Source organism: Micrococcus sp. LASM2_SD2 (assembly GCF_057364565.1).
Map to the genome: position 1 here is coordinate 1 of NZ_JBNFOB010000266.1, position 2910 is coordinate 2910.

Sequence of the window (2910 nt, forward strand, 5' to 3'; positions counted from 1 at the left end):
CCGGGTGGAGCGGGGCAGGGCCGCGGCGGCGTCCGGGTCCTCGCGGGCGGTGCGTGCCCAGGTCAGCAGGGCCGCATGTCCCTCGGGCACGGGGATGCGGCGGCGGGGGACCGAACCGGTGCTCACGGGGCTCAGTCCAGCAGGTCCAGGACCGGCGTGGCGAGCTGGACGGCGCCCACGGGCTCGCCCTTGCCGAGGATCGGCGGGGCCACGCGCCGCAGCACGTCCGGGAGGCGCTCGCCGTCCACCTGGGATGGGGCGAACTGGGCCAGCAGGGCCAGGGCCACCAGGTCTCCGGCGCGGGAGCCGCCGTCCAGGGCCTTCACGGCCACGGCGGTGCCGTCCGGGGCGCCCATGACGGTGACCCCGTCCGCGCCGAGCTTGGCCAGGATCCCGAGCTCCTCCATGACCACGGTGTTCGGCTTCCCCTCGGCCTGCACGGCCCAGGGGTCCTCCAGCATCGCGTTCGCCACGGACACGGCGTGCAGCTCCGCATCCCGGCGCTGCGGGGCACCGGACACCCTGCCGATGCCGCGGGCCAGGCCCGCCAGGGACACCACGGCGGCCGGGGCGCCGCAGCCGTCCACGCCACGTGGGCGATCCGCTCGCCGCAGTACTCCTCGATCACCGCGTCCACCTCCCGCTGCACCGGGTGCTCGCGCTCCAGGTAGGTGGCGGTGTCATGGCCGGAGGCCACGCAGGCGGCCAGGAACCCGGCGTGCTTGCCGGAGCAGTTGTAGGCCAGCGGGGTCTTCTCGGCGCCGTGGGCGATGTCGTCCGCGTGGCGGGCGATCTCCTCGGCGTCCGCCGGCCAGTCGCCGGGGCACTGCAGGTCCGCCGCCGTCAGCCCGTGGGCCTGCAGGATCCGCTCGGCCAGGTCCCGGTGACGGGCGGTTCCGCGGTGGGAGCCGCAGGCGATGGCGATCTGTTCCCCCTCCAGCCGGGCGCCGTGGCGTAGGGACGCGATCGCCTGGAACGGCTTCAGCGTGGAGCGCGGGTAGATCAGGGCGTCGGCCGGACCGAGCGCGGCCAGCACCTCGCCGTCCGGGCCGGTGACCACCGTGGCGCCGGCGGTGCGGGACTCGAGGAATCCGTTGCGGACCACGTGGACCAGCTCGACGGCATCGGCGAGGGCGAACGTGGCAGAAGGCGTGGGGGAGCTCATGCCCACCAGGGTAGTGGCGTGCGGTGTCCCACCCCGGACGAGGGTGCAGTCGTTGTGGCGTCAGCGGCGTGGAGGCAACAACGAGTGCCCCCTCGTCGGAGGGATCAGGACAGCCGCCCGTCCACCATCTCCAGAGTGCGGTCCACGTCCTGGAGGAACTCCGCGTCATGGGTGACCATCAGCGTGGCCGCGCCCTCGTCCCGGGTCAGCTCGCCGAGCAGCGCCACCACGGCGGCCGAGCGCTCCCGGTCCAGGGCGGAGGTCGGCTCGTCCACCAGCAGCAGGGCCGGCCTCGCCATGAGCGCTCGGGCGATGTTCACGCGCTGCCGCTGCCCGCCGGAGAGCTGGTGCGGCCGCTTGTCCATCGCCGCGCCGAGGTCCACCTTCTCCAGCAGCTCGGCCGCCCGCACCCGGGCATCGCGCTTGGCCGACCGGCCGGCGGAGCGGTCCAGGTGCACCGTCAGCTCCAGCTGCTCCCGGGCGGTCAGGGAGGGGATGAGGTTGGGCTGCTGGAACACCACGCCGATCGTCCTTCCCCGCAGCGCCGTCCGCTCGGCCTTCGGCAAGGCGGTGAGGTCCTGCCCGTTGACCACCACCTGCCCGGAGGTCGGGGTGATCAGCCCGGCGGCCACGGCCAGCAGGGAGGACTTTCCGGAGCCGGAGGGCCCGGTCATGGCCGTGTAGACGCCCGGGTACAGGTCGAGGGAGACCTCGTTCAGGGCGCGCAGGGTGCCGCGCTCGCCGTCCGGGTACTCGAGCACCACCTCCCGCAGGGACAGGGCGGGGGCCTCGCCGTGGCGGGAGGAGGAGGTCAGCAGCGGGGTGAGGGTGGTGGTCATCTCAGGTCCTTGTCTGTGCTTTCCGACGACGGACGGGAGCCTTCCGTACGGGACTCGCCGGGCCGTCGTCGTGGGTGGGGAGGGGAAGGCGGGTCAGTTGCCGCCGAGGGCGACGAGCGGGTCCACGCGGACCGTGCGGGCCACGGCCAGGGCGGCGCCGAGCATGCCGAGGACGAAGACGCCGGCGGCGGGGACGAGCACGGTGGCCGCGTCCACGGTGAAGGGCACGGCCTGCGCGGCGAGCAGACCGAGGCCGAAGGCGGCGGTGGTGCCGATTGCCACGCCGACCAGCAGCACCGCCCCGGCCTGGGTCAGGGCGTCCTTGAGCACCCAGCCGGTGGAGCCGCCGAGCGCCTTGAGGACGGCGATCTCCCGGGTGCGCTGCACCGTCCAGATGGACAGGAAGGCGATCACCACCAGAGCCGAGATGGCGTAGAGGAATCCCTGCATGGTCATCAGGGAGCCGTTCTCCGAGGAGTACGCCGGCAGGGCCGCATACGAATCCGGAACGGTGGCCGAGACGGTGTGGGCGTCGGCGTCCGCGGCGGCGGCCACGGCGTCCTGGTCCGCATCGGGGGTGAAGCGCACGGCCAGGGCGGTGCCCTCGGTGTCTGCGGGGGCGTGGGCGGCGGCCCGCCAGTCCTGCAGAGACAGCCAGAGGACCGGGGTGTGCGAGTAGTACTCGGTGCGCTCGATGGCCGCCACCGTCACCACGGTGCCGGAGAGCTCGAGGACGCTGCCCACGGAGGCGTCCAGGTCCTGTGCGGCGGCCTCGCCGAGGACGACCTCGCCGTCCTGCAGGCCGGCGGGGGCGTCGGCCGAGTCCGGGTCCACGCCGACCAGGGCCACCGAGGCGACGCCGGTGGTCGGGATGCCGGAGGTGTCCACGCGGGCGGGGCGGAGGCA

General features: G+C 74.3%; 2 protein-coding genes and 1 pseudogene. All 3 read right to left on the minus strand.

What is annotated here, in order from left to right; all coding sequences use genetic code 11:
• Positions 1–131: 131 nt before the first annotated feature.
• A pseudogene (locus AC2W7A_RS11160) lies at positions 132–1165 on the minus strand (asparaginase).
• 104 nt (positions 1166–1269) lie between these two features.
• Positions 1270–2004 (minus strand): ABC transporter ATP-binding protein, encoded by a 735-nt coding sequence (locus AC2W7A_RS11165; protein WP_485991411.1) that lies wholly within the window; start codon positions 2002–2004, stop codon positions 1270–1272.
• Between the two features lie 93 nt (positions 2005–2097).
• Positions 2098–2910: ABC transporter permease (locus AC2W7A_RS11170; protein ID WP_485991412.1), on the minus strand; the 813-nt coding region annotated here is incomplete at its 5' end.